This window comes from Leptolyngbya sp. FACHB-711 (genome assembly GCF_014695615.1).
Classification (GTDB): domain Bacteria; phylum Cyanobacteriota; class Cyanobacteriia; order Elainellales; family Elainellaceae; genus Leptolyngbya_A.
In genome coordinates, this window is record NZ_JACJOR010000363.1 from 1 (window position 1) to 4,065 (window position 4,065).

General features: G+C 51.3%; 3 protein-coding genes. All 3 read left to right on the top strand.

Going from position 1 to position 4,065, the window contains the following annotated elements:
• Nucleotides 1–1,118: TldD/PmbA family protein (locus H6F80_RS15000; RefSeq protein WP_190792336.1), on the top strand; the 1,118-nt coding region annotated here is incomplete at its 5' end.
• 15 nt (nucleotides 1,119–1,133) lie between these two features.
• On the top strand, nucleotides 1,134–1,988 hold the full coding sequence (locus H6F80_RS15005; RefSeq protein ID WP_190792337.1) for a DUF3153 domain-containing protein: 855 nt from the start codon (nucleotides 1,134–1,136) through the stop codon (nucleotides 1,986–1,988).
• Between the two features lie 352 nt (nucleotides 1,989–2,340).
• Nucleotides 2,341–3,834, top strand: a complete 1,494-nt coding sequence (locus H6F80_RS15010) for an alpha-amylase (RefSeq protein ID WP_190792338.1) — start codon at nucleotides 2,341–2,343, stop codon at nucleotides 3,832–3,834.
• The last annotated feature ends 231 nt before the right edge of the window (nucleotides 3,835–4,065 follow it).

A 4,065-nucleotide genomic window follows, 5' to 3' on the forward strand; every position in this document is an offset into this window, starting at 1 on the left:
CTGATTTGACGCGATTAGAAGATCTGGTAGATGCGGCAGTGCAAACTTCAGAAATTGGCAGTCTGGTCGAGTACGAATTTGCCGCGAACTTTCATGCCTGGGACGGTTCTGGTCAATCGAGCTTTCAGCCGCCTGCTACCTCTGAGTTAGTAGAGGTGGGCGAGTTTCTAATTCAGGAAGTGCATCGCTATAACCCAGACGTGCTGGTGGGGGTGAATTTTCACGTGCGATCGGGCACAGTCAAACTTGCTACCCATCAAGATGTTTACGCTGAGCGCAGTACCCAGACCATGAGTGCCAGTGTTTCCGGCAATTTGGTGCGAGGCGAGGATTTTCTGGAGGCATACAGCTACGACGTGGCGCGTGATGGCATTCCCAGCTACGATCGCATCCTGAACGAGCTACTGCAAAAATTTCAGCGAGCCGAACACGGCGCAACGATTCAGAGCGGCTCCTATCCGGTGTTGTTTCTGCCCAGAGCAGTCGCTAGCACGATCGGCGGTTTGTTTGATACGGTGCTGTCGGGTCAGGCAGTGGTGCAAAAAGCCTCGCCGCTGGCGGATAAGGTGGGTGAAAAGCTGTTTGACGAGCGCCTGAACATCTTTGAAGATCCGAGTCTAGGCGTCTCTGCCTGTACGTTTGACGACGAAGGAACCCCGACCCACAAGAAGGCATACATCGAAGCCGGAACCGTGCAGGGTTTTTACTGGGATCGCCGCTGGGCAGCCAGAGCAGGCAAACAGTCTACCGGAAACGGGTTTCGGGGCGGCTTATCGCGTCCGGCTCCTGATATGGTGAATCTCTGTATGGCTCCGGGCAGTACGTCGATCGATCGGCTCATTGCCAGCATGGACGAAGGCTTAATTGTGGATCAGGTGTTGGGCGCGGGTCAGTCAAACCAGTTGGCAGGTGAGTTTTCGGTCAACCTGGATCTGGGCTACAAAGTCGAAAAGGGGCAGATCGTCGGACGAGTCAAAAATACAATGGTGGCGGGCAGCATTTTTGAAGCCTTTCAGCACTTGGTTGATCTGGGAGACACACCAGAATGGGTGGGAGGGGGAGCTTATTTGCCTCCGATTCTATTTGAGAAGCTGGGCGTTGCGGCACGGGGAGAGTAAGAGGAGGGTTTGACTTTGCTGCGATCTTTGAGGCATGGGTTGATGCGGCTGCGGGTGCTGGGAATTGCGCTAATTGCGATCGTCTTCCTGTCGGGCTGTGTGCGATATGAAACGGGCTTGAGCTTTAAGGATGCCAATCATGGGGAGTGGGTGCAGCGAATTCGGCTTGAGAAAGTGCCGTCGGGGTTAAGTGAGACGATCGCCGCAAGCTGGCTGGACAGTGTGAAAGAAAAGGCACAACAGTTTGGCGGACAGGTCAACGCGGTTTCGGAAGAAGAACTGTGGCTCAAAATTCCTTTCTACAGCGCGAAGGATCTGGAAACCCGGTTCAACCAGTTCTTTCAGCCACCGGGGACGATTCCCCTTAAGGGCGGCTACTGGAGCCAGCGCAAGCAAAAACCGCTCAATTTGCCGATTCGTATGCAGGTGCAGACTCGTCATGGACTGTTTCGCGAGCGAGAACGCTTGACCCTGGACTTTGACTTTCGATCGATCAAAAAACTCATCGCGCAGTCAGATCCCGCACTCAATTCGGATGAGTTTCTGGAGCTGGAATTTCGCCTCACAGCTCCCACCGCCATCGGAGTTTTAACAGCCAATGGCGTAGCTAATCCGGCTAATTCGCAGTTGCCCAAAGGGATCATTATGCGACAGCAGGGCAAGCAGCTCTCTTGGCAGCTCAAATCTAGTCAGCTCAATCACTTGGAGCTTGCTTTTGCAGTTCCGAACTATCTGGAAATGGGATTTGTCGTAATTCTGCTGATGACCCTGACCGGAATGCTAATCAAGTTTTTAATGCTGCCGCCGATCGCTGTTTTACCGCCGGAAGTGTTAGCGGAAAACGCCGGGGATCAGTCTACCTTATTGTAAATCTTGCCTTTAATCTAACCTGATTTCTTCACCCTTCGATTGCAGTTTTGATATTTAGTTTTGACATTAAGTTCTGACATTGCGGCTTGCGTTTTTAGCGATAGCCTATCCCAGGACAGACACCACAGTAAAGTCTTTCGATGGATGGCATAGAGCCGATCGCTCCAGTAAATTTCATATCACAGGAATAAAGTTTGAGCGTTTGCCCAGCTTGCAAAAACCCTGGAAGTTTTGAGGGAGTTTTTGCACGGGTCAGCATCTCAAGCGATTATTTACTGTGCGTTTTTGTGTGCGTTTTTGCCCGGATTGATTTTGCCGAATTTCATTATTTTGAATCCACTACAATAAGCCAATGTCTGAACCGAATGGGGTTATGATGCAATATTTCCACTGGTATGTGCCGAGCGACGGCAGCCTGTGGAAAGAACTTGAGAAAAATGCGGCTGATCTGGCGAAAGCGGGAATTACGTCACTTTGGCTCCCGCCTGCCTACAAAGGTCATGCAGGTGTAGAAGACCCAGGATATGGCGCATATGATTTATTCGACTTAGGCGAATTTAATCAAAAGGGAACGGTTCGGACAAAGTACGGCACAAAAGACGAATATTTGCGATCGATTAAAGCGGCACACCAAGCTGGACTGCGCGTTTATGCCGATGTGGTATTCAATCACAAAATGGGCGCAGACGAACAGGAAGAAATTGAAGCTACACCGTTTCATCCTGAAGATCGCTACTCGCCGATCGGGGACTATCAAAAAATTAAAGCCTGGACGCACTTTAACTTTCCGGGACGCGGCGACAAATACTCCAGCATGAAGTGGCACTGGTGGCATTTTGACGCGATCGACTACAACTCATGGAACGAGCACGAGCAAGCCATTTATCTGCTCCAGGGCAAACAGTTTGACGATAACGTTGACCTGGAAAAAGGCAGCTATGACTATCTGATGGGCTGCGACCTGGACATGGAACACCCCGAAGTGCGCGGCGAATTAAAGTATTGGGGTGAATGGCTGATGGACTTGACCGACGTGGACGGGTTCCGCTTTGATGCGGTGAAGCACGTTGCCGCCGAGTTTTTCCACGATTGGTTTGAGCACATTCGCCACTATGCCCAGCGCGATCTGTTTGCCGTGGGCGAATACTGGTCTTACGAAATTGAGGCACTGCACTATTTCATTTCGCTCACCCAGGGAAAAGTGGCTCTGTTTGATGCGCCGCTCCACTACAATTTTCATGCGGCAAGTCGAAGTGGTGAACACTACGATATGCGTCAGATTTTTGACAATACGCTGGTGCAGCAGCAGCCTTCGCTCGCTGTGACGCTGGTAGACAATCACGATTCCCAGCCGCTTCAGTCGCTTGAATCGGTCGTGGAATCCTGGTTTAAGCCGATCGCTTACTCCTTAATCCTGCTGCGGCGCGAAGGCTACCCCTGCGTTTTCTACGCCGACTATTACGGGTCACACTATCGCGACTGCGGCAACGACGGCAACGAACACGAAATCTGGCTCGACTGTCACCGCTGGATCATCGACAAGTTTCTATGGGCGCGGAGCAACTATGCCTATGGTTCCCAGTATGACTATTTTGATCATCCGAATCTGATTGGCTGGACGCGCATTGGCAACGCTGATCATCCGGGTGGCATGGCAGTGGTGCTGAGCAACGGGGCAGGCGGCAGTAAATGGATGGAGGTGGGTCAGCCCAACCGTCTTTATATCGACATCACTGAACACATTGCTAGACCTGTGATGACCGATGAGTACGGCTGGGGCGAGTTCTCCTGTAAGGGCGGCTCTGTCTCGGTTTGGGTTCCGATCGAGAGCCAGGAGGCCTCATAGTTCAGAACTCGTCGCTTATCTTAGCTGCAAGATAGATGCGAGGTATCCAAAGATGCAAGTTATTCAAAATCACCGTTTTTAACCTGATAAAATCCGGCGTTGCTGAATTCGAGTATGATTTGCCCCCTAGGCCCTAGTAGTCTGCCAAGGGAACTTTGCCTGGTGGGGTTATTTCTGGTAAGGTGACTCAAATCCAGGAAGATCATTATGAGTCAGAAGCGTTACATCGTC

Coding starts and splice junctions, on each gene's coding strand:
- H6F80_RS15010 (WP_190792338.1), top strand. CDS start 2,341: ATGTCTGAACCGAATGGGGTTATGATGCAATATTTCCACTGGTATGTG.